General features: G+C 73.8%; 25 protein-coding genes. 9 read left to right on the top strand and 16 right to left on the bottom strand.

Going from position 1 to position 25,480, the window contains the following annotated elements; translation table 11 throughout:
• Positions 1-4: 4 nt before the first annotated feature.
• Complete coding sequence (locus tag K2F47_RS15210) at positions 5-1,792, top strand: complex I subunit 5 family protein (RefSeq protein WP_242903584.1); 1,788 nt, start codon at positions 5-7, stop codon at positions 1,790-1,792.
• Here the strand turns inward: K2F47_RS15210 and K2F47_RS15205 are convergent.
• Genes K2F47_RS15205 through gvpJ form a run of 8 tightly spaced genes read right to left on the bottom strand, consistent with a single transcriptional unit; the run spans position 1,746 to position 5,179 of the window.
• On the bottom strand, positions 1,746-2,039 hold the full coding sequence (locus K2F47_RS15205; RefSeq protein WP_242903583.1) for a gas vesicle protein K: 294 nt from the start codon (positions 2,037-2,039) through the stop codon (positions 1,746-1,748). The genes K2F47_RS15210 and K2F47_RS15205 overlap by 47 nt on opposite strands.
• Entirely contained in the window at positions 2,036-2,272 is a 237-nt protein-coding gene (locus tag K2F47_RS15200) for a gas vesicle protein (protein ID WP_242903581.1), read from the bottom strand. Before K2F47_RS15200 ends, K2F47_RS15205 begins: the two co-directional genes overlap by 4 nt.
• A complete protein-coding gene (locus K2F47_RS15195; RefSeq protein WP_242903580.1) occupies positions 2,269-3,048 on the bottom strand; it encodes a GvpL/GvpF family gas vesicle protein in 780 nt (259 codons plus the stop codon). Before K2F47_RS15195 ends, K2F47_RS15200 begins: the two co-directional genes overlap by 4 nt.
• Complete coding sequence (locus K2F47_RS15190; RefSeq protein WP_443611972.1) at positions 3,045-3,461, bottom strand: gas vesicle protein; 417 nt, start codon at positions 3,459-3,461, stop codon at positions 3,045-3,047. Before K2F47_RS15190 ends, K2F47_RS15195 begins: the two co-directional genes overlap by 4 nt.
• A gap of 6 nt (positions 3,462-3,467) precedes the next feature.
• Complete coding sequence (gvpO, locus tag K2F47_RS15185) at positions 3,468-3,731, bottom strand: gas vesicle protein GvpO (RefSeq protein WP_242903577.1); 264 nt, start codon at positions 3,729-3,731, stop codon at positions 3,468-3,470.
• Positions 3,732-3,734: 3 nt separating this feature from the next.
• Positions 3,735-3,995 carry a gas vesicle protein GvpG gene (locus tag K2F47_RS15180; protein WP_242903575.1) on the bottom strand — a complete coding sequence of 87 codons (261 nt, stop codon included), beginning with the start codon at positions 3,993-3,995 and terminating at the stop codon, positions 3,735-3,737.
• 3 nt (positions 3,996-3,998) lie between these two features.
• Positions 3,999-4,745 carry a GvpL/GvpF family gas vesicle protein gene (locus tag K2F47_RS15175; RefSeq protein ID WP_242903574.1) on the bottom strand — a complete coding sequence of 249 codons (747 nt, stop codon included), beginning with the start codon at positions 4,743-4,745 and terminating at the stop codon, positions 3,999-4,001.
• Complete coding sequence (gvpJ, locus tag K2F47_RS15170; protein WP_242903572.1) at positions 4,742-5,179, bottom strand: gas vesicle protein GvpJ; 438 nt, start codon at positions 5,177-5,179, stop codon at positions 4,742-4,744. Before gvpJ ends, K2F47_RS15175 begins: the two co-directional genes overlap by 4 nt.
• A gap of 197 nt (positions 5,180-5,376) precedes the next feature.
• On the opposite strand from gvpJ, the gene K2F47_RS15165 reads away from it, so the two are divergent.
• Genes K2F47_RS15165 through K2F47_RS15150 form a run of 4 tightly spaced genes read left to right on the top strand, consistent with a single transcriptional unit; the run spans position 5,377 to position 11,715 of the window.
• On the top strand, positions 5,377-7,989 hold the full coding sequence (locus tag K2F47_RS15165) for an FAD-binding and (Fe-S)-binding domain-containing protein (RefSeq protein ID WP_242903570.1): 2,613 nt from the start codon (positions 5,377-5,379) through the stop codon (positions 7,987-7,989).
• Positions 7,986-9,062: an enolase C-terminal domain-like protein gene (locus K2F47_RS15160; protein WP_242903569.1), complete on the top strand. Its 1,077-nt coding sequence runs from the start codon at positions 7,986-7,988 to the stop codon at positions 9,060-9,062. The genes K2F47_RS15165 and K2F47_RS15160 overlap by 4 nt, the downstream gene beginning before the upstream one ends.
• Positions 9,059-10,741 (top strand): glycoside hydrolase family 15 protein, encoded by a 1,683-nt coding sequence (locus K2F47_RS15155; RefSeq protein ID WP_242903567.1) that lies wholly within the window; start codon positions 9,059-9,061, stop codon positions 10,739-10,741. The genes K2F47_RS15160 and K2F47_RS15155 overlap by 4 nt, the downstream gene beginning before the upstream one ends.
• A gap of 59 nt (positions 10,742-10,800) precedes the next feature.
• Positions 10,801-11,715, top strand: a complete 915-nt coding sequence (locus K2F47_RS15150; protein WP_242903565.1) for an SDR family oxidoreductase — start codon at positions 10,801-10,803, stop codon at positions 11,713-11,715.
• An 18-nt stretch (positions 11,716-11,733) separates the two neighbouring features.
• Here K2F47_RS15150 and K2F47_RS15145 read toward each other — a convergent pair whose 3' ends face one another.
• The 3 genes from K2F47_RS15145 to K2F47_RS41390 all read right to left on the bottom strand — a co-directional run bounded on the left by K2F47_RS15145 (position 11,734) and on the right by K2F47_RS41390 (position 16,346).
• Positions 11,734-13,533 (bottom strand): thiamine pyrophosphate-requiring protein, encoded by a 1,800-nt coding sequence (locus K2F47_RS15145; protein ID WP_242905974.1) that lies wholly within the window; start codon positions 13,531-13,533, stop codon positions 11,734-11,736.
• 425 nt (positions 13,534-13,958) lie between these two features.
• A complete protein-coding gene (locus K2F47_RS15140) occupies positions 13,959-15,380 on the bottom strand; it encodes an MFS transporter (RefSeq protein WP_242903564.1) in 1,422 nt (473 codons plus the stop codon).
• On the bottom strand, positions 15,381-16,346 hold the full coding sequence (locus K2F47_RS41390) for a helix-turn-helix transcriptional regulator (protein WP_242903562.1): 966 nt from the start codon (positions 16,344-16,346) through the stop codon (positions 15,381-15,383). It abuts the gene before it with no gap.
• A gap of 375 nt (positions 16,347-16,721) precedes the next feature.
• Here K2F47_RS41390 and K2F47_RS15130 point away from each other — a divergent pair, with 375 nt between their 5' ends.
• Positions 16,722-18,086, top strand: a complete 1,365-nt coding sequence (locus tag K2F47_RS15130) for a carbohydrate-binding protein (RefSeq protein WP_242903560.1) — start codon at positions 16,722-16,724, stop codon at positions 18,084-18,086.
• Between the two features lie 124 nt (positions 18,087-18,210).
• Here the strand turns inward: K2F47_RS15130 and K2F47_RS15125 are convergent, their stop codons facing one another.
• Complete coding sequence (locus tag K2F47_RS15125) at positions 18,211-19,392, bottom strand: zinc-dependent alcohol dehydrogenase (RefSeq protein WP_242903558.1); 1,182 nt, start codon at positions 19,390-19,392, stop codon at positions 18,211-18,213.
• A 123-nt stretch (positions 19,393-19,515) separates the two neighbouring features.
• A complete protein-coding gene (locus K2F47_RS15120) occupies positions 19,516-20,379 on the bottom strand; it encodes a helix-turn-helix domain-containing protein (RefSeq protein WP_242903556.1) in 864 nt (287 codons plus the stop codon).
• A gap of 157 nt (positions 20,380-20,536) precedes the next feature.
• Here K2F47_RS15120 and K2F47_RS15115 point away from each other — a divergent pair, with 157 nt between their 5' ends.
• Positions 20,537-21,949, top strand: coding sequence for an MFS transporter (locus K2F47_RS15115; protein ID WP_242903554.1), 1,413 nt, complete (start codon positions 20,537-20,539; stop codon positions 21,947-21,949).
• Between the two features lie 57 nt (positions 21,950-22,006).
• On the opposite strand, the gene K2F47_RS15110 is transcribed toward K2F47_RS15115, so the two are convergent.
• From K2F47_RS15110 to K2F47_RS15100, 3 genes are read right to left on the bottom strand one after another with little or no spacing between them, the layout of a single operon-like run.
• Complete coding sequence (locus K2F47_RS15110; RefSeq protein ID WP_242903553.1) at positions 22,007-22,516, bottom strand: Clp protease N-terminal domain-containing protein; 510 nt, start codon at positions 22,514-22,516, stop codon at positions 22,007-22,009.
• Positions 22,517-22,523: 7 nt separating this feature from the next.
• A complete protein-coding gene (locus K2F47_RS15105; protein WP_242903551.1) occupies positions 22,524-22,727 on the bottom strand; it encodes a hypothetical protein in 204 nt (67 codons plus the stop codon).
• 31 nt (positions 22,728-22,758) lie between these two features.
• The gene (locus K2F47_RS15100; RefSeq protein ID WP_242903549.1) at positions 22,759-23,511 is read right to left on the bottom strand and encodes a TetR/AcrR family transcriptional regulator; all 753 of its coding nucleotides are present in this window, start codon (positions 23,509-23,511) and stop codon (positions 22,759-22,761) included.
• A gap of 127 nt (positions 23,512-23,638) precedes the next feature.
• On the opposite strand from K2F47_RS15100, the gene K2F47_RS15095 reads away from it, so the two are divergent.
• Both K2F47_RS15095 and K2F47_RS15090 read left to right on the top strand, forming a co-directional pair.
• Positions 23,639-24,604, top strand: coding sequence for an ATP-binding cassette domain-containing protein (locus tag K2F47_RS15095; protein ID WP_242903547.1), 966 nt, complete (start codon positions 23,639-23,641; stop codon positions 24,602-24,604).
• On the top strand, positions 24,601-25,434 hold the full coding sequence (locus K2F47_RS15090) for an ABC transporter permease (protein ID WP_242903545.1): 834 nt from the start codon (positions 24,601-24,603) through the stop codon (positions 25,432-25,434). Before K2F47_RS15095 ends, K2F47_RS15090 begins: the two co-directional genes overlap by 4 nt.
• The last annotated feature ends 46 nt before the right edge of the window (positions 25,435-25,480 follow it).

Here is a 25,480-nt window from a genome sequence, read left to right as displayed (position 1 = left end):
AGCGGTGATCCTTCAGGCGGCCTTCGCGGTCCCGGTGGTGACGGCGGCGGTCCTGGCGGCGGGCGGGCGGTGGCTGCCGCGCCAGATCGTGGACTCCCTGGCCCTCCTCGCGGCGCTGGCGACCGCGGCCCTGCTCGGCCTGGTGCTGCACGACTCGCTCGACGGCACGGTCGTGGAGTGGCTCGGCGGCTGGCGTCCCGGGGGCGGGACGGCCGGGAACGGCATCCCGCTCGTCGCGGACCCGCTGTCGGCCGGGCTGGCGCTGCTGGTCGTCCTGCTGACGCTGGCCGCGATGGTGTTCACCTGGCGGTACTTCGCCGAGGTGCAGGCGGTCTTCCACGCGCTGCTGCTGCTGTTCGCCGGGGCGATGTGCGCGTTCACGCTGACCGGCGACCTGTTCGACGCGTTCGTGTTCTTCGAGCTGATGAGCGTGGTGGCCTACGCGCTCACCGGCTACCTGGCCGAGGAGCCGAGGACCGTGCACGGCGCGCTGAACTTCGGCGTCGTCAACTCCCTCGGCGCGTACGTCTCGCTGACCGGCATCGGCGTCCTGTACGCGCAGACCGGCGAGCTGGGGTTCGCCGCGCTCGGCGAGAAGCTGGGCGGCGCGCCGCGTCCGGTGGTGGTGGCCGGGTTCGTGCTGGTGTCCACCGGGTTCCTGGTCAAGGCGGCCGTGGTGCCGTTCCACTTCTGGCTGGCGGACGCGCACGCCGTCGCGCCCACTCCGGTGTGCGTGCTGTTCTCCGGGGTGATGGTCGAACTCGGCGTGTACGGGGTCGCGCGGCTGTACTGGGCGACGTTCCACGAGGCGATCGCCGACCCGGCCGTCGTCCGGACCCTCGTCGTCGCCGGGACGGTGACCGCGCTGCTCGGGTCGGTGCTGTGCGTGTCGCAGCGGCACATCAAACGGCTGCTGGCGTACTCGACGATCAGTCATGTCGGGCTGCTCATCCTCGGCCTGGCCCCGCTCGACGAGGACTCGCTGGCGGGGGTCGCGTACTACGTCGCCGGGCACGCGGGCGTGAAGGCCGCGCTGTTCCTCGGGGCCGGGGCACTGCTCAACCGGTTCGAGACCGTGGACGAGGACGAGCTGCACGGCCGGGGGCGGCCGCTGCGCGTCACCGGCTGGGTGTTCCTGCTGGCCGGGCTCGGCCTGGCCGGGCTGCCGCCGCTCGGGACCTGGACGGGGAAGGCCGTCACCGAGCACGCCGCGCAGGCCACCGGCTGGTGGTGGGTGGCCCCGCTGGGGGTCCTCGTGTCCGCGCTGACCGGCGGGGCCGTGCTGCGCGTGTGGCTGCACGTCTTCCACGGTGTGGGACGTCCGGCGCAACATCAGTCGGAGGCCCACGAGGATCCGGAGACGACGCCCCGGCTGATCGACCTGCCCTGGACGATGCTCGCCCCCGGCCTCCTGCTCACCGCCGGGACGGCGGCGCTCGTCCTGCTGCCCGGCCGGGCCATGACCGCGGCCGTCGAGGCGTTCACCGACGGCTACGGCGCCACCGTGCTCCACGGCCATCACGCCCCGCCGCACGGGCACCCGCTGGAGCTGTGGACGGTGAGCGGCGGCGCTGGCCGTGGCGGTCGGCTGGCTGGGCACGCGCGACCTCCGTCCGCCAGCGCCGGTGCACGGCGCGCTGGACCGGCTCCGCGCGGCCCACTCCGGGCACGTCGGCGACTACGTCGCCTGGCTGGTCGCCGGGGTCGGCGCCCTCGCCCTCCTCCAGCTCCCCTGGGGGTGACGCTCAGTCGGGCGGGAGGAGCGGGCCGAGGGGGCCCAGGTCGAGGTTGAGGTCGTGGTCGTCCAGGCCGAAGTGGTCCTTGAGCGTGGTCATCGCGTGGTTCAGCCGCATCAGCGCCAGCCCCAGCTCCTCGACCTGCTCGTCGGACAGGTCGCCGCCGTCGACGCGGCGCAGCGCCTGCCGCTCCATCAGCTGCCGGATCAGCTCCACCAGCGTCAGCACCAGCTTCACGAGGTCCCGCTCGACGGACTCGGGGTCGGTGCGCAGCTTCCAAGCCGGTTCGCTCGGACGGGTCACGATGCCTCTCCTCCTCCTCCGGACAGCCACTCGTCGGACGTCTCGTCCAGGACGGTCGTGATCAGCGCGCGCAGCGACACCCGCACCAGGTCGACGCCGGAGACGGAGATCACCAGGTCGCCCGCGATGACGACGCCGCCGGCCAGCAGCCGGTCCAGCAGGTCGACCAGCGCGATCCGCTCCATCGGGGCGCCGCGGCCGGTGTCGAGGCCGGTGTCGAGGCTGGTGGTCACCGGTCCCCTTCGATGAAGGAGTAGGGCGGCCACGGGCCCGTCACCTCCACGTCGAGGTCGGGCACCCGCTCCCCCGCCGCCCGCACAGCCGCGCGGAACTCCTCCACCCGGTCGTCGTCCAGCAGGTACGCGGCGTTGAGGACCTGGACGTCGGCGCGTCCGGACAGCCGCGCGTCCTGCGCCGGGTGGTGCCGGGACGCCACCGCGCGCCCGGCGAGCTCGGCGTGCAGCTCGCCCGCCAGTTCGGCGAGCCGGCGTCCCGCGTCGGCGCGGCGGCGCTGCTCGCGCTGGCGGCCGCGCAGGTAGGCGGTACCCGAACCGGTATCGGCGGACGGGGCGTCCCCGCCGTCCGAAACCGGAGCGGGAACCGCGTAGGCCTTGACGCCCCATTCCGTCCGCCCGGCGACGCGGTCCAGGATCTCGCCGAAGCGGTCGCCCTCGGCCGTCAGGACCTCGGCCACCCGGTCGTCGTCGCTGTAGATCGTCGCGATGCGGACCGGGGCGGTCGGCGCCGCCCGCGCGGCCCGGTCCACGACCTCGTGGTGGGTGCGGGCGGTCGCCTCCAGCCAGGCCATGTTCTCCATGTTCGCGCGCAGCGCCGCCTCGCCGTACTCCTCCAGCCGGACGGTGCTGACCAGCGCGGTCAGCCCGGCGGCGAGCACGCCCCGTACGGGCGCGCCCGCCACCCCGGCGACGGGCAGCGCGGCCGGGTCCAGGTCGCGCGCCACCCCGTACAGGTAGACGGCCGTGCCGCCGGACACCTGCGCCTCGGTCATGATCCGCTCCCCCTCCGCGGCTCGGCGCCCTCACCGGCTTCCGAGACACCGGCTTCCGAGGCACCGGCCTCCAGCGCGGCGAGCCGCTCGCGCAGCCGCCGGTTCTCCTCTTCCAGCTCCCGGTCGCGGCCGCCCTCGACGCCGTCTTCCCGCCGGGCCCTGGACGACAGCGACGGGTCGTGCTCCCACCAGTCGATGCCCATCTCCTTGGCGCGGTCGACCGAGGCCACCAGCAGCCGCAGCTTGATCGTCAGAAGCTCGATGTCGAGCAGGTTCACCCGGACGTCCCCGACGATCACGATCCCCTTGTCGAGGATGCGCTCCAGCAGGTCGGCCAGGTTCGCCGACCCGCCGCCCGGCGGGCTCCCCCCGGCGAGCGGCGACCGCGCACCGGTCCAGGACATCTCACTCAACCCCGTTCACTCCCTTTCGACCCGGCCGCGCGGGTAGCGGCGGACGCGGCGGTAGGCGACGAGTTCGCCGTCCGCGTCCACCTCGGTTTCGTAGACCGCCAGGATGTCGGCGGAGTCGGGGATGCGGCGGGTCTCCACGACCTCGACCGTGACCCGCCAGCCGTCCCCGTCCGTGCGCTCCATCCCGACGACGGACTCGGCGCTGCGGCCGGTCATGGCGGTGACGTGCTCGACCGCGCGCGCGGCGGCCTTGGACGCGTCCATCGGCATGGGCTATCCACCCGCCCCGCCCAGGGCCCCGGCGCGGCGGCGGCCCTCGATCAGCCGCTCGAACAGCTCGTCCTCCAGCGCGGCGGCCTCCTCCTCGGTCAGCTCGCCGTCGGCGACCCGGTCGGCGAGCCCTTGCAGCTCGGCGTTGATACGCCCCGGGTCGTAGAGCCGCTCCTCCGCCTGCGTGACCAGCGTCTCGGCCAGCCAGGTCACGCCGCGCACGGGCGCGAGCGGCAGCGTCAGCAGTCCGGTGAACAGCCCCATCGCTCACGCCTCCGGGACGAAGTCGTAGGGCGGCAGCGGCCCCACGAGCCGGAGCCGGACGCGGTCGGCGTGCGCGCGGCCCAGTTCCTCGACGGCCGCGTCGAACTCGGCGCGCCGCTCGGTGCGGACGAGGAAGGAGGCGTCCACGACGTCCTCCTCGCGGGCGGGCGGCCTCGGCAGGACGGCCTCGGCCAGCGGGGCGGCGCCCTCCAGCAGCGCCTGGGCGTCGTTCTCGCGGAGCCGCTCCATCGCGCCCGCGATCAGCTCGCCGAGCCGGATCCGGTCGTAGTAGACGGCGTCGGCCGCGTCGGCGGGCACCTCGCGCAGCCGCTTCGACAGCTCGGCGATCTCCGGGTCGGCCGTCATGATCTCGCGGAGCACGGTCTCCTGGACGTAGGTGCCGCGCAGCCGCAGCTCGACCCGGCCCTCCAGGCGGTCCAGCATGGGGGCGAACCGGTCGGAGTTCGCGGCGAGCAGTTCGTCCCGCACGGCCTCGGGCCCGGCCATCGCCGCCCCGAACCGCAGCGGCACCACGACGGTGCCCGCCTCGACCAGCGCGTTCAGCACCCGCTGGTGCGCCTCCAGGTCGGCGCGCTCGCCGAGCGCCCGGCCGGCCGGCAGGTCGGAGACGAGCGCGGCGCACTCGCCGTCCGCCACCAGCGTCACCGGCTTGCCGTCCAGCCCGGTCACGCCGTCGGGGAGCGCCCTCCCCTTGCGGGTCACCCCGTACACGTACTGCGGGGTCGTCATGAGTCGTCGTCCTCCTTCTTGCGGGAGCGGCGCCGCGCGGGCTCCGATTCCTTCTCGGAGTCGGAATCGTCGGAGTCGCCGCCGCCGAAGGTCTCCTTCAGCTTCTCCGAAGCGCCCTGGAGGGCACCGCGCGTCTTCTTCTTCGCGCCCCCCTCCTCCAGGCCTTCGACGAACTGCGGCAGCCCCTGCGAGGTGCCGTCGTGGGCGATGTCGAGCCGGTTCACGGCCTCGGCGAACCGGAGGTAGGTGTCGACGCTGGCGACGACGATCCGCACGTCCACCGTGAGGATCTCGATCCCCACCAGCGACACCCGCGCGTACAGGTCGATGACCAGCCCCTTCTCCAGGATCAGGTCGACGACGTCGACGAGCCCGCTGCCGGACCTGCCGCTCTGGGCGGTGTTCGGTGCCTGCTGGGCGATCGGCCCAGTCATGTCATCCCCTCCTGTGATCGGAGAAATATGTCCAAAGTGGACATGCCGCAACGTCTACCCACTTGAGATCGCCTAAACGGCCCACCCCCTTTCGGTCATCGCCGGGTCAAGCCCGCAACCCCCGCACTGACCTGCGCGTAGGCCCTGCCGGCGGCGGGTGCGAGGTTAGAATCGGCGGCCCGGGTAGTTGCCGACGTATGTTCGCCACGCTGGAACGCGATCTCACGGCCAGGGTCGACGGCGAGGTGCGCTTCGACGCCGGGTCACGGGCGATCTACGCGCACGACGCGTCCAGCTACCGGCAGCCGCCGATCGGCGTGGTCGTCCCCCGCGATGTCGACGCCGCCGTCGAGGCGGTCGCGGTCTGCCGCGAGCACGACGTGCCCGTGCTGTCCCGGGGCGGCGGGACGAGCCTCGCCGGGCAGTGCTGCAACGCCGCCGTCGTGATCGACTGGTCCAGGTACTGCGACCGGCTGGTCTCGCTGGACGCCGACCGCCGCCGCGCGGTCGTCGAGCCCGGGGCCTGCCTGGACGACCTGAACGCCGAACTCGCCGCGCACGAGCTGATGGTGGGGCCGAAGCCGTCCACGCACGACGCGTGCACGATCGGCGGGATGGTCGGCAACAACTCCTGCGGCGCGTCCGCGCAGGCGTACGGCAAGATGGCCGACTCCGTCGTGCGCCTGGAGGTGCTGACCTACGACGGCACCCGAATGTGGGTCGGCCCCACGGACGCGGCGGAGTACGAGCGGATCATCGCCGAAGGCGGGCGCCGCGCGGAGATCTACCGGGAGCTGCGCGAGCTGGTCGACGCGAACCTCGCCCTCATCCGCACCCGCTACCCCGACATCCCGCGCCGGATCTCCGGCTACAACCTGGACTCGCTGCTGCCCGAGAACGGCTTCGACCTCGCCCGCGCGCTCGTCGGCAGCGAGTCGACGCTGGTCACCGTGCTCCAGGCCGAGATCACGGTGTTCCCGGTGCCGCCGTTCCAGTCGCTGGTCGTGCTCGGCTTCGACGACATCGCCGACGCGGGCGACGCCGTCCCGGAGGTGGCGCGGCACCAGCCGCTCGCGCTCGAAGGAATCGACCAGACGCTCATCGACCTGGCCCGCACCGAGCACGTGTCGAAGGAGAGCACGCTGCGCGACGTGCCCGACGGCGCGGGGTGGCTCATGGTCCGGTTCGGCGGCGACACCCGCGAGCAGGCCGACGAGCGGGCCGAGGCGCTGCTGGAGGGCGTCCACCGCTCCGAGTACGATCCGCGGGTCGCCTACCTCGACGACCCGGACGAGGAGGAGCGGCTGTGGAAGGTCCGCGAGGCGGGCCTCGGCGCGACCGCGTACCCGCCGGGCGGCGTGGACACCCACGAAGGTTGGGAGGACGCGGCGGTGCCGCCCGAGCGGCTCGGCGACTACCTGCGCGACTTCCGCGCGCTGATCGCCGGGTTCGGCTACGACCCGGTCGCGCTGTACGGGCATTTCGGGCAGGGCTGCGTCCACACCCGGATCCCGTTCGACCTGGAGGACTCCGACGGCGTCCAGACCTACCGCCGGTTCGCCGACCGCGCCGCGCGCCTCGTCGCCTCCTACGGCGGGTCGCTGTCGGGCGAGCACGGCGACGGCCAGTCGCGCGCCGAGCTGCTGCCGATCATGTTCGGCGAGGAGGTCGTCGCGCTGTTCGGCCGGTGCAAGCGGATCTTCGATCCGGGCGACCGGATGAATCCGGGGAAGGTCGCCGCGCCCGTGCAGGCCGGGCCGCTGTCAGAGAACCCGGGCGTGTACCGGCTGGACGAGAACCTCGACCGGCGCGGCTACCACCCGGACGAGCCGCACACGCACTTCCACTTCCCCGCCGACCACAACCGCTTCACGCACGCGGCGGCGCGCTGCGTCGGGATCGGGCGGTGCCGGTCATCGTCCGGCGGCGTGATGTGCCCGAGCTACCGCGTGACCCACGAGGAGAAGCACACCACGCGCGGGCGGGCACGGCTGCTGCTGGAGATGATGCGCGGCATGGCCGACGGCGGGGCGGACTCCACCGTCCAGGACGGCTGGCGGTCCAAGGACGTCCACGAGGCCCTCGACCTGTGCCTGGCCTGCAAGGGATGCCGCGGCGACTGCCCGGTCAACGTGGACATGGCGACCTACAAGGCGGAGTTCCTCTCCCACCACTACCGCCGCCGGATCCGCCCGCCCGCGCACTACTCGATGGGCTGGCTCCCCGTGTGGGCGCGGCTGGCGGCGCTCGCGCCGGGCCCGGTGAACGCGCTGGCCCACGCGCCGCTGCTCGACCGGGCGATCAAGCGCGCCGGGACGCCGGTGGTCGCGCTCGAACCGAGCTGCGCGGCGGTGTTCCGCTCCGACGCCCCCGAGCTGCTGTCGGACGACTCCGACGTCCAACTCGTGGCGAAGCGGACCCACTCACTGTCGGAGTTCCTGCTGGACCGGGCACCGGAGGCGATCACCGCGCCGCCGCCCGGCACCGGACGCGCCGCCATCGCCCAGCCGCACTGCCACCAGCACGCGATCTGGGGGTTCGACGCCGACACGGAGGTGCTGCGCCGCGCGGGCGTCCAGGCCGAGGTCCTCGACGTGGGCTGCTGCGGCCTGGCGGGCAACTTCGGCTTCGAGCGCGGCCACTACGAGGTCTCGGTCGGGGCCGCCGAGCTGGGGCTGTGGCCCCGGGTCCGCGACGCCGACCCGGGGACGACCGTGCTGGCGGACGGGTTCTCCTGCCGCACGCAGATCGCCGACGGCACCGGCGTGCGCGCCCGGCACCTCGCCGAACTGCTCGCGGAGCTGCTGTGATCGACCTCGCCGCCACCGCGTACACGATCCCGACGGACGGGCCGGAGGCGGACGGCACGCTGGCCTGGAACTCGACCACGCTCGTGCTCGTCGAGGCGTCCTGCGAGCGGTGGACCGGCCTCGGCTGGACGTACGGCCCGGCGGCCCTCACCGAGTTGATACGCGGCCTGCTCGCGCCGGTGGTCCGCGACGCTGGAGTGCTCGACCCGCCGGGGGCGCACGAGCGGATGTGCCGCGCCGTCCGCAACGCCGGACGTCCCGGCGGCTGCGCCATGGCGATCTCGGCGGTCGACTGCGCGCTGTGGGACCTGAAGGCGCGGCGGCTCGGCCTGCCGCTGCACCGGCTGCTCGGAGCCGTCCACGAGGAGGTCCCCGTGTACGGCTCGGGCGGCTTCACGACCTACGACGACGCGCGGCTGCGCGACCAGCTCGGCGGCTGGGCGGGCGACCTCGGCATCCCGCGAGTGAAGATCAAGATCGGCGAGGCGTGGGGCACCCTGACCGGCCGCGACCTGGAGCGGCTGCGCGTCGCCCGCGACGCCATCGGCCCGGATACCGAGCTGTACGCCGACGCCAACGGCGCCTACAACGCCAAGCAGGCCGTGCGGGTCGCCGAGGCGGCGCCCGACCTGCGGTGGTTCGAGGAGCCGGTGTCCTCCGACGACGTCGCCGGGCTCCGCGCGGTCCGCGACGCGGTGTCGTGCGAGGTCGCGGCCGGGGAGTACGGCTACGACCTGCCCTACTACGTCCGGCTGATCGACGCCGTCGACTGCCCGCAGGCCGACGTGACGCGGGTCGGCGGGATCACCGAGTTCCTGCGGGTCGCCGCGTTCGCCCGCGCGCACGCCCGGGACCTGTCCGCGCACTGCGCCCCGCACCTGCACGCGGCGGTGATGGCGGCCGTGCCGAACGCCCGCCACATCGAGTGGTTCCACGACCACGTCCGCATCGAGTCGATGCTGTTCGACGGCGCGCTCGTCCCGGCCGGCGGTGCCGTCCGGCCGCGGGACGACGCGCCGGGGATCGGCCTGGAGTTCCGCAGGCGGGACGCGGAGGAGTACCGGGTGGCATGAACGACGACCGCTATCCCCCGCAGGTGCTGCGGGAGTACGCGCTCATCGCCGACGGCGAGCGGGGCGCCGTCGTCGGCCCGCGCGGGGAGTTCTGCTGGATGTGCGCGCCGCGCTGGGACGGCGACGCGGTGTTCGCCTCCCTGATCGGCGGCCCCGGGATCTACGCGGTCACGCCCCGGGAGCGGTTCGTGTGGGGCGGCGCCTACGAGCCGGGCACGCTGATCTGGCGCAGCCGGTGGGTGACCAACGACGGGATCATCGAGTGCCGCGAGGCGCTGGCGTTTCCGGGCGAGCCCGGCCGCGCGGTGCTGCTCCGGCAGATCATCGCCCGCGAGGGGGACGCGCGCGTCCATGTGGTGTGCGACCCGCGTCCGGGGTTCGGGGCCTTCCGTCCGGACTTCCACGACGCGTGGAAGGCGCACGCGGGCGGGCTGTGGTTCCGCTGGACGGGCGCGCCCAGGGCCAGACCGGGGCAGGGCCTGGAACTCGACCTGACCGTCCCGGCTGGAACGCGCCACGACCTGATCCTGGAGATCGCCGACCGGCCTCTGCGCAAGGAACCGCCGAACGCCGACCGCGCCTGGCACGCCACCGAAGTGGCCTGGCACCGCGCGGTGCCGCGCCCGCGCACGATCGCCGACCGGGACGCGCGGCACGCCCACGCCGTCATGCGCGGGATGACCGGCGCGAGCGGGGGCATGGTCGCGGCGGCGACCACGAGCCTGCCCGAGCGCAGCGAGGCGGGCCGCAACTACGACTACCGCTACGTCTGGATCCGCGACCAGTGCTTCGCGGGCCTCGCGGCGGACGCCGCCGGGGCCGAGCGGCTCTTCGACGACGCGGTGCGGTTCGTCACCGCGCGGCTCCTGGAGGACGGCCCGCGCCTCAAACCCGCCTACACCAGCACCGGCGGGCCGGTGCCCGAGCAGAGCGTGCTGAAGCTGCCGGGCTATCCGGGCGGCTACGACCGGGTGGGCAACCACGTCACCGAGCAGTTCCAGCTGGACGCCTTCGGGGACGCGCTCCTGCTGCTGGGCGCCGCGTCCCGGCGCGACCGGCTCGACGCCGACGGGCGCCGCGCCCTGCGCACGGCGGTCGCCGCCGTCGACGAGCGCTGGCGGGACCGGGACGCGGGCATCTGGGAACTGGAGAACCGCAGGTGGACGCACAGCGCCCTCAACTGCGCCGCCGGGCTGCGGGCCGTCGGGGAGGCCGGGCGGGCCGACGCCATCGTGGCGGCGACGGCGTCCCGCGCCCTCCACCCGTCCGGGCGCTGGCAGCGCTCGCCCGGCGACCCGAGGCTGGACGGCGCGCTGCTGCTGCCCGCGATCCGCGGCGCCCTGCCCGAGGACGACCCGCGCAGCCTGCGCACGCTCGACGCCTACGTCGCCGAGCTCACCGACGACGGGTACGCCTACCGGTTCCGGCACGCCGAGCGGCCGCTCGGCGAGGCCGAGGGCGCGTTCCTGCTCTGCGGGTTCCTCGTCGCGCTCGCCACCCACCAGCGGGGGGACGTGCCGTCCGCGCTGCGCTGGTTCGAGCGCAACCGGTCCGCGTGCGGGCCCGCCGGGCTGCTCTCCGAGGAGTACGACGTCGAGCAGCGGCAGTTGCGCGGGAACCTTCCGCAGGCCTTCGTGCACGCGCTGCTGCTCGAATGCGCGGCACGCCTCAACCAGTAGGCATCGAGAACGAGGAAAGGGAGGGAATCCGGTGCAGGATCAAGTCGTCGTCATCACGGGTGCCAGCGCGGGAGTCGGCCGCGCGGTCGCGCGGGCCTTCGCCGCGCGGGGCGCGGGTCGCGCTGCTCGCGCGCGGGTCGGCCGGGCTGGAGGCCGCGGCGGTCGAGGTGGAGGAACTGGGCGGCTCCGCCCTGCCGATCGTCGTGGACGTCGCCGACCCCGCGCAGGCGGAGACGGCCGCCGACCGGATCGAGCGCGTGCTCGGGCCGATCGGGGTGTGGGTGAACAACGCCTTCACCGGCGTCTTCGCGCCGTTCGACGAGATCACGCCCGAGGAGTACCGGCGCGTCACCGAGGTCACCTACCTCGGCACCGCGCACGGGACGCGGGCCGCGCTGACCCGGATGAAGTCGCGCGACGCGGGTGTGATCGTCCAGGTCGGCTCGGCGCTCGCCTACCGCGGCATCCCGTTGCAGTCGGCGTACTGCGGCGCCAAGCACGCCGTCGAGGGCTTCACCGAGTCGGTGCGCGCCGAACTCCTGCACGACCGCAGCGCCGTCAAGATCACGATGGTCCAGCTGCCCGCGCTCAACACGCCCCAGTTCGACTGGGTCCGCTCCCGGCTGCCGCGCCGCCCGCAGCCGGTGCCGCCGATCTACCAGCCCGAGGTCGCGGCCCGCGCCGTCGTCCACGCCGCCGAGCACCCGCGGCGCCGGGAACGCTGGGTCGGCGGCTCCACGATCGCCACGCTGCTCGCCGAGAAGGTCGTCCCTGGGCTGCTCGACCGCTACCTCGGCCGGACCGGGTACAAGTCGCAGCAGACCGGCGACCGGCGGCCCGAGGTCGACGCCGGGAACCTGTGGGAGCCGCTCGACGCCGACCGCGACCACGGCGCGCACGGCGGTTTCGACGACAGCGCCAAGCCGCGCAGCCTGCTGCTCAGCCTCCAGACCTGGCGTCCCGGCCGCTCGTGACCCGGCCGCTCGTGACGGTCAGCTTCCGCCGGAGCGGTGCGGCAGCAGCTCCCGCATCTTGACCTTCAGGCCCTTCTGGACGACGCCCCGGCGGTTCTCGTCGCCCTTCGCCATCGCCAGGGCGGTGTCCTTGGCCTGCTCGAAGCTGGCGTGCGGCGGGATCGGCGGGACGTCGGGGTCGACGAGGACGTCCAGCACGGTCGGCCGGTCGGCCGCGAGCGCCGCCTCCCAGGCCGAGGCGATCTGCCCGGGCTCCTCCACCTTGATCGCGTTGAGCCCGTTGCTCGCCGCGAACGCGGCGTAGTCGCACTCGGGCAGCGTCTGCGACTCGGCGAACTTCGGCGCGCCCTGCATCGCGCGCATCTCCCACGTGACCTGGTTGAGGTCGTTGTTGTGCAGGATGGCGACGATCAGGCGCGGGTCCTCCCACTGCTGCCAGTAGTGCCGGATCGTGAGCAGCTCGGCCATCCCGTTCATCTGCATGGCGCCGTCGCCCTCGAACACGATCACGGGCCGTCCGGGGTGGCCGAACTTCGCCCCGATCCCGTACGGGACGCCGGGACCCATCGTGGCCAGCGTCCCCGAGAGGGAGCCGCGCACGCCGTCGCCGAAGCTGAGGTTGCGGGCGTACCAGTTCGCCGCCGACCCCGAGTCGGCGACGACGATCGCGTCGTCCGGCAGCCGCTGGGACAGCTCGTGGAACAGCCGCATCGGGTTGATCGGATCGGCGTCGACCATGGCCTCCTCCGCCACGGTTTGCCGCCAGCGCCGCACGTTCGCCTCGACGGTCTCCCGCCAGCCCCGGTCGTCCTTGCGCTCCAGCAGCGGGATCAGCGCGCGCAGCGTCGAGGCCGCGTCGCCGACGAGGTTGACCTCGTAGGGGTAGCGCATGCCGATCAGCTTCGGGTCGATGTCGATCTGCACCCCGCGCGCCTGGTCCAGCTCCGGCATGAACTGGGTGTAGGGGAAGCTGGAGCCGACCGTGAGCAGCGTGTCGCAGCCGTTCATCAGCTCGAAGCTGGGCCGGGTGCCGAGCAGCCCGATCGAGCCGGTGACGTAGGGCAGCGCGTCCGACAGGACGTCCTTGCCGAGCAGCGCCTTCGCGACGCCCGCGCCAAGCAGGTCCGCCACCTGGCGCAGCTCGGCGGCGGCGCCCCTGGCCCCGGCGCCCGCGAGGATCGCGACCTTCTCGCCGGCGTTGAGGACCTCGGCGGCGCGCGCGACCGCGTCCGGGTCGGCGGCGACCGACGGCAGCGCCACCCCGAGGCTGGACGGGACCATCTTGAACGCGTGCGCGGGCGGGCTGTACTCCAGCTCCTGGACGTCGGCGTGGACGATCAGGGCGGTCGGCGTCCGCTCGGCCATCGCGACGCGGATCGCGCGGTCCAGCACGTTCGGGAGCTGCTCGGGCACGGTGACCACCTGGACGTAGTCGCCCGCCACGTCCTTGTAGAGCGACAGCAGGTCGACCTCCTGCTGGTAGGAGCCGCCCATCGCGGTCCGGTTGGTCTGGCCGACGATCGCGACCACGGGCACATGGTCGAGCTTGGCGTCGTACAACCCGTTCAGCAGGTGGATGGCCCCCGGGCCCGACGTCGCCGCGCACACCCCGACCCGTCCGGTGAACTTGGCGTACCCCACCGCCTCGAACGCGCTCATCTCCTCGTGCCGCGCCTGGACGAACTGCGGCTCGTTGTCGGCACGCCCCCAGGCGGCCATCAGCCCGTTGATCCCGTCGCCCGGGTACCCGAACACCTTTTCGACCCCCCACTCGCGCAGGCGCGCCAGCAGGTAATCGCCGACAGTCGTCGATGCCATGGATCGGCTCTCCTTTCCCCGCCCGTCGTTCAGACGTCTCGTCCCGCCTACCCAGCCCACCGCCCCCCTACCACGGGCCGCCCGCCACGGGCCGTCCGCGCCGACCAGGCGGGTGATCGCTTCGGGGCGGACGGTGACGCCGTTCGATTCGAGCTTCGCGTGCGGCGCCGCGTCGAGGGGCTCCCCGGCAGTGCAGAGCGCGACGTCGGCGGCGAACCGGCTGAGCTGGAGCGCCAGGCGGACCCGCGCGCCCGTCGCGCCGATCACCGCGACCGGCCTGCCGGTGCACTCGTAGCCGTGGCAGCAGGGGCAGTGGAAGGCCGACCGGCCCCACAGCGCCGCGGTGCGGACCTGGACCGTCGGGTAGGACGCCAGCTCCGCGCGGCCGAGCTCGCGCAGCCGGGACGGCGGCGTGCCGTCCCGGGTCAGGAAGTTGTGCACCTCCCCGGCGGGGGCGTTGCGGCCCGCGCCCCGGCGGGACGTCTCAGCAGGAGGGTGATCAGGATCGTCACCGCCATCGCGGCCGCCCCGGCCAGCGCGGCGACGGTGTAGCCGGACTCGTCCGGGAAGGTGGCGCCGGGGCCGGTATGCGCTTCGAGCACCAGGCCGCCGAGCGCGCTGCCCACCGAGAACCCGACGCTGCGGACGACCTGGTTGAAGCTCATCGCACTGGAGGTCTCCCCGGCCGGGGTGACGGCGAGGATCGCGGCCGGCATCGCGGCGCAGAAGACGCCGACGCCGAGCCCGAGCAGGCCCATCACGGCGAACGCCAGCCACAGCCCGCCGCGGGCGGAGGCGAACACCAGCAGCGCCGCGAGGACGACGGCGCCTCCGGCGGCGAGCAGCGTCGTGGCGGCGAGGCGCCCGCGCGCGACCGGCACCAGCCTGCCGCCCGCGAAGCCGAGCGCCGAGAACGGCACGAGCACGAGGCCCGCGACGAAGACGTCCACGCCGAAGCCGTACCCGGCCGAGCCCGGCGTCTGGACGTAGCGGGTGACCAGCGTCAGCAGCAGGTACATGCCGACGCCGCCGAGGAGCATGATCGCGTTCGCGCCGGCCACGGCGGGATGCCGCAGCAGCGCGAGATCGACCAGCGGGGCGTCGCACCGGCGCTCGCGCCGCACCCAGGCGGCCAGCAGCACCGCCGATGCCGCCAGCAGGACGGCGAGGACCGCCGGATGGTCGGTCCACAGGGTGGTCTGGCTGATCGCGAGCAGCAGCGCCAGCAGGGCCGCGCCGAGCAGCGCGGCGCCCGGCACGTCCACGGAGGCGGACCGTCCAGGAGGCGCCTGCGGCACCGTCCGCCAGGCCGCGACCAGCGCGACCGCCGTGATCAGCAGGCCGAGCCCGTAGGCGGCGGGCAGCCCTGCCACGCCGGTGAGCAGCCCGGCGAGCGGGTAGCCGATGCCGATCCCGGCGGTCGAGGCGACCGACAGCAGCGCGATCGCCGGGCCCGAGCGTCCGGCGGGCAGGTGGTCGCGGGCGACGCCCATCATCAGCGCGGTCAGGCCGAGGCCGGTGCCCTGGGCGACGCGTCCGGCCAGCAGCCACCCGAACGACGGCGGGACGACGGTGAGCACGCTGCCGGCCACGACCACGGCGAGCGTGACGAGGACGACCCGGCGGCGGTGCGGCCCGGCGCCGAGCCGTCCGAGGACGGGGGTCGCAAGCGCGCCGACCAGCAGCGGCGCGGTCAGCGTCCACTGCGCCGCCGCGAGCGAGACCTCGAACTCGCCCGCGACCTCGGTGATCAGCGGTGCCCCCAGGCTGCCGACCACGGCGACGACGAGCGCGACGAACATCAGCGCGGGCACCAGCGGCCGTGCGGCGGCCCGCCCCTCGGCCACTCAGACGAGGCCGCGGCGGGCGGCGTGCACGCCCGCCTGGAAGCGGGTGCGGGCGTTCAGCGTGCGCAGCAGGCGGGCGACGTGCCTGCTGACGGTGCGCGAGCCCATGCCGGTGTGGCGGGCGACGGCCTCGTCCTTGAGCCCGGCGGCGAGCAGCGTGAGCAGGTGCCGGTCGGCGTCCGACAGCCGGGGCCAGACGCCCGGCGGGCTCGACTCCTCGTCGTCGAAGCGCAGCGGGGTCGCCTGCTCCCAGCAGGTGTTGAACACGCTGATCAGGATGTCGAGCAGGGTGGAGGGACGGATGAGCGCGGTGATCCCCGGCTCGTCGCCGCGCAGCGGCATCAGCGCCAGCTCGTCGTCGACGATCACGAGCTTGGCGGGCGGGTTCTCCAGGACGCGGGCGCGCTCGCCGCAGGCGGTGTCGTCGCGGGCGATCTCCAGCCGCTCGGGGATGGCGAGCGCGTCGGGGGTGTAGATGGCGCGGTACTCGATGCCGTTGGCGATCCGGTCCCGCTCGATCTCGTTCGGACGCGTCGGGTCGGTCGCGTAGGGCGGCTTGTCGATGGTCTTGACCTGCCGGGACGCGCCCCGCTGCACCTGCTCCCAGCGCTGCGCCACCGCCTCCCGGCCGTCGATGATCTCCACCAGCTTCTCGGGGTTGCCGCGCTGCTCGGCGGCCAGCAGGTCGCCGCTGAGGCGCTTGGCCTCGATGCGGGCGCGGATGAACTCCGTCTCGCGCTTGCGGATGAGCGTCTCGACGACGGCGTCCGGCGGATAGGGGGTGTAGGCGGGCTCGGCGGACCCGTCGACGCCGACCATGCCGAGCGCCTGCAACTCCAGCAGGAGCCCGGCCAGCCGGGCGCGCGGCTGCTCGGTCAGCCGGGTCAGGTCGCTGAGCGTGCTGCCCGGGTGATACAGCAGCGTTGTGTAAATGGTCTGTTGCGCAGCGGTGACACCGAGAGCCACGAATGGATTCTCGCTGGGGGCGGTCACGGGGAGCATGGACGCGATTATCCAGCAGCCGCCTGGGGCCGCCAAGTCTGGGCAGCTCAAAGCGGCTGAACCTGGCCAGGAGCCCTGCGGCTACGGGCCGCACGACCAGGCGCGCAGCCGCAAAATTCTTCTCGAACGCGGACCCGCGCCGGAATTCTTCCGCCTTCGCGGCGGGCCGGACTAACGACGAGTCAGCCCATTTTCCGCCGTCGCGGCGGGCCGGGCAAGCGCATGGATGGCGAGTTACCGACAGCGGCGATAACTCGCCATAACCCGGTCACGGAAAGGTCTTCTCTCCAAATGGAAATGCTTCTACGTTTACCGCACCCCCCACCCCTAGGAGAGATCATGTCCAACAGACGCGGACTACGCGTCGCCGTGCTCTCGGTAGGCGCGCTGTGCGCGGTCGGCATCCCCGGCTTCGGTACCGCCGAGGCGGCACCCGCCGGACCGTCGCACCCCGCGCCCTACTCCCGGGCCACCGCCGCGAACGTTCCGGCCGATGTGCTCAACGCCATGCAGCGCGACCTCGGCCTCACCCCCGCCCAGGCCAAGCAGGCGCTGGTCAACCAGTACGACGCCGGTGTCACCGCGGGCAAGCTGCAACTGCGGCTCGGCGGCAGCTTCGCCGGAAGCTGGGTCAGCGGCAGGACGAGTGAGACGCTGACCGTCGCCACCACCGACCCCGCGGCGGCGCGCACGATCACCGCCCAGGGCGCGACGGCGAAGGTCGTGGGCCACAGCCTCGCCTCGCTCGACGCCGTCAAGGCCAAGCTGGACCGTGCCAGCAAGAGCCACGCGACGACCAGCTCCCCGGTCTGGTACGTGGACGTCAGCAGCAACCGGGTCGTGCTGCTCAGCTCCGCTCCCGCCCAGGCGCGCGCGTTCGTGAAGGCGGCCGGTCTCGGCGCCTCCGACGTCGCGATCAAGCGCTCCGCCATCAAGCCGCGCCCGCTGTACGACCTGCGGGGCGGCGACGCCTACTACATGAACGGCCAGGGCCGCTGCTCGATCGGCTTCCCGGTCACGCAGAGCGGCCGGTCCGGGTTCGTCAGCGCCGGGCACTGCGGTCGCCCCGGCACGTCGACCACCGGCTCCAACCAGGCCGCGCAGGGCAGCTTCCAGGGATCGACGTTCCCGGGCAACGACTACTCCTGGGTCGCGGTCAACAGCAGCTGGACCCCGACCGCGAAGGTCAACGGCTACGGCACCGTCGCGGACCGCGACGTCACCGGGTCGACCGTCGCGCAGCAGGGCTCGCAGGTGTGCCGCTCCGGCTCCACCACGGGCTGGCACTGCGGGAACATCCAGCAGCTCAACACCAGCGTCACCTACCAGGAGGGCACCGTCTACGGGGTGACCCAGACGAACGTGTGCGCCGAGCCGGGGGACTCCGGCGGCTCGTTCATCTCCGGTACGCAGGCGCAGGGCATGACCTCCGGCGGCGACGGCAACTGTAGCCGCGGCGGGACGACGTACTTCCAGCCGGTGAACCCGGCCCTGTCGGCCTACGGCGTGACGCTCAAGACCAGCGGCGACAACGGCCCCGGCCCTGGCGACCCCGACCCGACGGGCACGTGGGCCGTCGGCACCGTCTACAAGACCGGGGACGTCGTGACCTACAACGGCGCAAGTTACCGGTGCGTTCAGGGCCACCAGGCGCAGCCTGGCTGGACCCCTGCGAACGTGCCGGCACTCTGGGAGCAGGTGTGACGGTGACGGCCGCCATACGGCACCTGTAACGGCGTCCCAGAGCCGGGTTCACCCCCGGTGCGCCGTTCCTCCGGACCTCCCCCCAGCGCCTCGCGCGCTGGGGGGAGGTCTGCTTTCCGGGACTTCAGGGGTTGAGGAGGACCTTGATGGCGCCGTCCTGCTTCTTCTGGAAGATGTCGTAGGCGTGCGGGGCCTCGGCGAGCGGCAGCCGGTGCGTCGCGAGGTCCAGGACGCCGAGCGGGTCGGCGTCGCCCGTGACCAGCGGCATGAGGTCGTCGATCCAGCGCTTGACGTGCGCCTGGCCCATCCGCAGCGTGAGGCCCTTGTCGAAGATCTGGAGCATCGGCAGCGGGTCGGTCATGCCGCCGTACACGCCGATGACCGAGATCGTGCCGCCGCGGCGGACCGCGCCGATCGACTGGTTCAGCGCCGCCAGCCGGTCCACCCCGACCCTGCTCATCAGCGGGGCGGCGGCCCGGTCCGGCAGCAGGCCGGTGAGGGTGTGCGCGACCTTGGCCACGGGCGAGCCGTGCGCCTCCATGCCGACCGCCTCGATGACCGAGTCGGCGCCGCGTCCGCCGGTCAGGGCCATGATCGCCTCCGGCACGTCGTCGGTGCGCGCCGAGTCGACCACCTCGACGCCGTGCCGCCGGGCCATGTCCAGCCGTTCGGGGACGAGGTCCACGCCGATCGCGCGGCGGCCCAGGTGCGCGGCGATCCGGGCGCACATCTGCCCGATCGGGCCGAGCCCGAACACCGCGACCGTGCCGCCCTCGGGGATGTCCGCCCACTGGACCGCCTGCCACGCGGTGGGCAGCACGTCCGACAGGTAGACGAACCGCTCGTCCGGCGGCCCCTCGGGCACCTTGATCGGGCCGAACTGCGCCTGCGGCACCCGAAGGTACTCGGCCTGGCCGCCCGGCACCTGTCCGTACAGCTTCGTGTAGCCGAACAGCGCGGCGCCCATGCCATACTCGCGCACCTGCGTCGTCTCGCACTGGGCGAACAGGCCGAGGCCGCACGTGTAGCAGTGCCCGCAGGAGATGTTGAACGGGATGACCACACGGTCACCCGGGCGGATGTGGGTGACGTCCGCGCCCGTCTCCTCCACCACCCCCATCGCCTCGTGCCCGAGGATGTCGCCGGGCCCGAGGAACGGCCCGAGCACCTCGTACAGATGCAGATCGGAGCCGCAGATCCCGCTGCTGGTCACGCGGATGATCGCGTCGGTGGACTCCTTGATCGCCGGATCCGGGACGTCCGCCACCCGCACGTCCCGCTTCCCCTGCCAGGTGAGCGCCTTCATGTGATCGCCTCCGACCGGCACACCGAACGAGCCGCGGTCTCGGCCGACCGCCGCTTGTGGGGACGAGGGCTGCCCGGCGTCCGGCCGCCTAAACAACCCGGCGTCCCCCTATCAGCGGGTCGATCAGCGGTCGGCCGGTTCCTCCTCGCGGGGGCTCGCCATGTCCAGCAGCAGCATCGCGTCGTGGTCGGGGGTGCCGGGCCGCGCCTGGTAGGTGACCAGGCGCTGGCCGTCGGTGCCGTGGATCGCCATCACCTCGACGTCCATGCACATCGCGCCGACCTCCGGGTGCTGGAAGCACTTCCGCGCCCGGGGGCGGAGCTGGACGTCGTAGCGCTCCCAGAGCCGGGCGAAGTCGGGGTCCTTCACCACCAGCTCGCCGACCAGCCGGACCAGCTCCGGCTCGTCGGGGTCAGCGCCCGCGATCGCGCGCAGGTGCGCCGCGCTGTGCGCGGCGAGCGTCTCCCAGTCCCGGTACAGCGTGCGGGCCCGCGGGTGCAGGAACATGTAGCGGGTGAGGTTGCGCCGCTCCGGCGGCCAGTCGGTGAGGCCGGGGAACAGGCGGAGCCCCGGCCGGTTGGCGGCCAGCAGATGGTTGGCGCGGCTGGCGACGTACGCCGGTATCGGACGCAGCGTCTCCAGCATGGTGAGCACCGACTCCCGCACCTGGCGCGCCGGGCCCTGGGGCGGGGCGGGCGGCTGCCCCGCCGCGAGCGCCGCCAGCTCGTGCAGCCTGCGCAGCGCGTCGGCGGGCAGCCGCAGCGCCTCGCCCAGTGCGGCGACGACGGCGGGCGAGGGCCGCGTCTCAGTGCCGCGCTCCAACCGGGTGTAGTAGTCGACGCTGACCCCGGCCAGCGTCGCCAGCTCCTCGCGGCGCAGCCCGGGGGTGCGGCGCAGTCCCGTCCCCTCGGGCAGCCCGACCTCGTGCGGGCGGATCACCGCGCGGCGCGCGCGCAGGAAACGCCCCAGCTCCGTCCCGTCAGCCATCCCTCGATTGTCGCAGCAGGCCGCGCGGCCTGGGAGGCCGTGTCAGGGCCCGGAACGGCCCGGTCTCCCTGGGGCCGCGGGCACCGGCCACGCTGGCTCGCGTGGTCTTCGCCGGACGCGGCGTCCGGTGCGCCGAGGACCGCGGCGAGGAGCGACGATGAGCACGATGCGGCCGGGACCGGACAGCACGGCCGAGCGGGGAGCGAACGCGCCTCAACGGAAGGCGCGAGGCGCGCCCGAGCGGCCGGACTCCCCCACCGCGACGCTGGCCGCCGCCGTCCTCGGCTTCTTCGTGATCACGCTCGACGTGTCCGGCGTCACCATCGCCCTGCCCGCGATCGGGGACGACCTCGGCGGCTCGCTGGCCGGGCTCCAGTGGGTGGCCGACGGGTACACGCTGATGGTCGCGGCGCTGATGCTGTCCGCCGGCACGGTCTCGGACGCGGTCGGCGCGCGGCGCGCCTACTCCTGGGGCCTCGCCGCCTTCAGCGTCGCCTCGCTGGCCTGCGGGGCGGCGCCGACGCTTGGGACGCTGGTCGCGGCGCGGGTGGCGCAGGGCGCCGCGGCGGCGGTGATGGTGCCCGCCTCGCTGGCGCTGATCCGGCAGACGTTCACCGATCCGGCCGAGCGGGCGCGCGGTATCGCACTGTGGACGATCGGCGGCGCGGTCGCCGTCGCGGCGGGGCCCGTCCTCGGCGGGCTGTTCACCACGCAGTGGACGTGGCGGGCCGTGTTCCTGCTCAACGTCCCCGCCGGGCTGGCCGGGCTGCTGGCCCTCCGGGGGACGGCGCGCTCCCCGCGCCGTCCCGCCGCGCTCGACCTGCCGGGGCAGCTCACGGCGGTGGTCGCGCTGGCGTCGCTGACCTACGCGGTGATCGAGGGCGGGCACCGGGGGTTCACCGGCCCCGTGCCGGTCGCGGCCGGGACCGCGGCGGCGGCCGGGATCGCCTTCGGGACCGTCGAGGCGCGGCGGCGGGCGCCGATGCTGCCGCTCGGCATGTTCCGGGAGCGCGGCGTCACCGTGCCGGTCGTCGCGGGCTCCACCCTCAACGCCGCCTTCTACGGCGGGGTGTTCGTGCTGAGCCTGTTCTTCCAGGAGGAGCGGGGGCAGTCGGGGCTCTCGGCCGGGCTGATGTTCGTGCCGATGGCGCTGGCGACCGCCTGCCTCAACTGGCTGTCGCCCCGGCTCGTCGCGCGCCGCGGGGCGCGGCCGGTGATCGTGCTGGGCCTGCTGACCGGCGCGCTCGGCGCCGCCGGGCTGGCCACGGTGGACGCCGGCACGCCGCTGTGGCCGACCGCCGCGCTCATGATCCCGCTGGGCGCGGGCGGCGCCCTCGCGATGCCGGCGCTGACCTCCCTGATGCTCGACAGCGTCCCCGGCGAGCGGGCGGGTGCGGCGGCGGCGCTGCTCAACACCTGCCGCCAGACCGGCGGGGCACTCGGCATCGCCGCCTTCGGCGCGTTCCTCGCGGGCGGCTTCGCCCCGGGGATGCGCGCGAGCCTGCTCATCGCCGCCGGTCTGCTGTGCGCGAGCGCCCTCACCGCCCGGACCCTGCTACCGCGCCGCTGATTCAAGCGGTACGAATCGGGCTCCAGGACCTCGGTGGCGTCGCGGACCTAGAAGCGATCATGCAGATGTCCCTGTGCCCCCGCGGGCCCGCCAGTTGTGGGCCGGGAGATCTGTGCGGATCTTCTGGCGGACCGCGTCGCGGTCGACGCCGAGCTCGGCGAGCAAGTTCAGGACGGGGTCGTGGGACCGCGCGCCGAGCAGGGCCAGCAGCAGGTGCCGCGCCTCCAGCTGGGGCTGCCTGCTGCGGAACGCCTCCTTGACGCAGCGGTCCAGCGCGGTCTTCGCGGCGGCCGTCAGCGGGAGCCGCTCGTCCGACGGCGGAAGCGGGGGCGGCGGCTCCCCGAGCCGGATGCCGACCTCCTCCAGCGCGCGCCGGTCCATCCGGTCCAGGGCACCGCGCGCGCCGTCGAGGTCGACCCCGAGCGCGTCGGCGGCCGGTGCGCCGGGGTCGCGCAGGACGGCGAGCAGCAGGTGCTCGGTACCGGCCCGGCGGTCGCCGCGCACCTTGGCCTCCTCGACCGCGGCGGCCACCAGCTCCCGGATCTCCTTGGGGAAACCGCCGAACATCGCTGCCTCACTTCCCGTGCTTGGTGTGGATCGCCTGCTTGGACAGCCCCAGGGCGTCGCCGATCTGCTCCCACGACCAGCCCTGCGCGCGGGCTTCGGCCACCTGGACGGCTTCGAGACGTTCGGCGAGGCGGCGCAGCGCGACCACGGCCCGCAGGCCGGTGGCCGGATCGACGGGGCGGCCGGGCACCCCGTCCTTCTCCTCCGTCATACCGTCAGATTAATTTGACGGTTCGAACTCGTCAACCTGATTTGACGTCCACGTCGGGAAGCATGGCGGCGATGCCGTCGAGCACGCGGTCGGCGCCGAACTGGAACGTGCGGTCGCCGTCCCAGCCCTCGGCCTCGGCCATGTACCGGACGGTCAGCGGGTGGCGGCCCTCGGCGACCAGGCGCCGCGCCCACGGCACCAGCGACTCCCGCCGCTCCTCGGCGTCGGCCCCGCTCTCCCGCACGACGCTCTCCTCGGCGAGTTCCGACGTGACGGCGCCCAGCACATAGGACTTCAGCAGCGCGACCAGCGCCTGCATGACGGCGATGTCGAGGTCGAAGCGGGCGAGCGCGCCGAGCGCGAACTCGTTGATCCGCAGCGCGTTCGGCCCGATCGGCGGGCGGCCCACGGCGGTCTCGACCCACCAGGGATGGCGCCGCGCCACGCTCCGCTGGAGGCGCATGACCCGCATGAGGTCGGCGCGCCAGTCGCCGGACGGGCGGTCCGGCGGCTCGTCCTCGCCCAGCACCGCGTCGTTCATGAGCACGAGCAGGTCGTCCTTGCTCGGGACGTAGCGGTAGAGCGTCATCGTGCCGACGCCGAGGCCGGTGGCGAGGCGGCGCATGGACACCGCGTCGACCCCCTCGGTGTCCGCCTTGGCGATGGCGGCCTCGACCACCTTCTGGCGGCTCAGGAGCGGGCGCGGCCCCGGCGGGGGCGGCTCCTCGTCCCACAGGTAGCCGCCGCCCTTGCCCTCCGCCTTTTTCACGTCGCGACCAGCCATCCCCGGTTCCCCATTGAAGGCACGATCCGCCGTATGTACGCTGTACGCGAGATGTACACCGTACGGTGGGCGTAGATCGTACGGATGAAGTACGTCGTACGAGCTCAGACTACTAAGGGGACGACCCATGGCAGATGAGGCGGCCGTGCTCGTCGAGGGCATGGTGAAAAGATTCGGCGCCACCGAGGCACTGCGCGGCGTCGATCTCCAGGTGCCGGAGGGCAGCGTGTGCGGCGTCCTCGGCCCTAACGGCGCGGGGAAGACGACCTTAATCCGCGTCCTCACGACGCTGCTGCTCCCGGACGCGGGCCGCGCGCTCGTCGACGGGATCGACGTGGTCGCCGACGCCGAGCGGGCCCGGTTCAGGTTCGGGCTTGCGGGCCAGTACGCGGCCGTGGACGAGCGGCTCACCGGGCGCGGCAACCTGCGCATGTTCGCCCGGCTCTACCGGCTCTCACCGAAGCAGGCCCGCCGCCGCGCCGACGAGCTGCTGGAGCGCTTCGAGCTGACCCGCGCGGCCGACCGGGTGGTGGAGACCTACTCCGGCGGGATGCGCCGCCGGCTCGACCTCGCCGCGAGCCTGGTGGTGTCCCCGTCGGTGCTGTTCCTGGACGAGCCGACCACCGGCCTCGACCCGCGCGGCCGCGCCGAGGTGTGGGACGCCATCCGCGACCTCGTGGCCACCGGGACGACGGTGGTGCTCACCACCCAGTACCTGGAGGAGGCCGACCAGCTCGCCGACCTGGTCGCGGTGATCGACTCCGGTCGGGTCGTCGCGCGGGGCGCACCGCAGGCGCTGAAGGCCGTGACCGGCGGCGAACGCCTGGAGGTCACGGTGCTCGCTGTGGACGACCTGGCGCCCGCCGCCGACGCGCTCCGGTCCGCGACCGGGATCGAGCCGGTGCTCCGTCCCGAGACGCGCACGCTGGACACCGGCATGAGCGGCGCACCCGGGGAGGTCGCCCGCCTCGTGCGGGAACTCGACGCCGCGGGCGTGGTGATCGCGCACCTCAACGTGCGCCGTCCGAGCCTGGACGACGTGTTCCTCAGGTTCACCGGTCATCCCGCCGGACGGCCGGAGGCCGCGGCATGACGGCCCTCGACACGCTGCCCGCGTCCCCGGGCGCGCGCCCGATCCGCATCCTCGTCGACGGCGGCGTCCTCGCCCGCCGCCAGATCGAGCACCTGCTGCGCAGGCCCTCCGACCTCGCCAGCGAGCTCGCGCTGCCGGCGATCATCGTCCTGCTGTTCGGCTACGTGTTCGGCGGCGCCATCGACGTCCCCGGCGGGGGCGATTACCGCGAGTTCCTGCTGCCGGGCGTGTTCGCCATGCAGGCCGTCAGCGGCGTCGGCGTCACGATCACTACCGTGGCGGGCGACCTCTCCCGCGGCGTCATGGACCGGTTCCGCGCCATGCCGATGGCCCGCTCGGCGGTACCGGTCGGGCACACCACCGCCTCCCTGTTCACCGGCCTGATCAACTTCCTCGGCGCGGCGCTGTGCGCGCTCGCCGTCGGGTGGCGCGCGCATCGCGGCGTGTGGCTGCTGCTCGCGGCGTTCGGCCTGCTGTGCCTGTTCCGCTACGCCACCGGCTGGATCGGCGTCGCCGTCGGCCTGTCGTTCAAGGACGAGTCGAGCGCCGACCACGCCGTCCCGCTGCTGTTCCCGATCAGCATGATCGCCAACACGTTCGTGCCGACCGACGGCATGCCCGCCTGGCTGCGCGTCATCGCCGACTGGAACCCGGTCAGCGCGGTCACGGCCGCGTGCCGGCAGCTCTGGGGCAACCCCGGCATGGACCAGCCCCACACCGCCCTGCCGTTGCAGCATCCGATCATCGCGACCGTGCTCTGGTCGGTCGGCATCATCGCCGTCTGCGCGCCGGTCGCGGTGTGGCGCTTCCGCGTCGCCGGCCGCCGCTGATCCCGCGCGCCGGTCAGCGGGCAATTCCGCGGAGGGAGCGTGACCG

The sequence above is a fragment of the Actinomadura terrae genome, assembly GCF_022751215.1.
Classification (GTDB): Bacteria; Actinomycetota; Actinomycetes; order Streptosporangiales; family Streptosporangiaceae; genus Spirillospora; species Spirillospora terrae.
Note: the sequence above shows the minus strand (reverse complement) of the source record. Positions and strands in the feature narration are given on the sequence as shown.